This window comes from Saccharothrix sp. ST-888 (assembly GCF_000955975.1).
Lineage (GTDB): Bacteria > Actinomycetota > Actinomycetes > Streptomycetales > Streptomycetaceae > Kitasatospora.
In genome coordinates, this window is sequence record NZ_JYJF01000915.1 from 1 (window position 1) to 310 (window position 310).

1 pseudogene is annotated in these 310 nt (G+C 74.5%); it reads left to right on the plus strand.

Annotation, left to right across the window (positions count from 1 at the left end):
* Window positions 1-97: 97 nt before the first annotated feature.
* Window positions 98-310, plus strand: a pseudogene (locus UK12_RS35025) (metallophosphoesterase); the annotation flags it as partial.

The following is a 310-nucleotide window of genomic DNA, read 5'->3' on the forward strand; positions in this document are numbered from 1 at the left end:
GGTGGGGTGGAGGGAACGGGGGCGGGGCGGCGGGGAGGGGGCCCTGCCGACCGTCGTGGTCAACCACTGCGCGCGGGTGCGAGAGGAGACCGCGAGCGTGCGCTACCCGCAGGTCGCGCAGGGGTGCGGGACCGAGCGGACGGCCAACTGGGACCGCAGATTCCGCGCCGCGGCCGTGGTCTACGGCAACCTGCACATCCCCCGCACCACGTTCCACGACGGTGTCCGCTTCGAGGAGGTCTCGATCGGCTACCCGAGGGAGTACGGCCGCCGAGGCTTCCCCCGGGGGCTGCTGCGCGAGGTCCTGCCC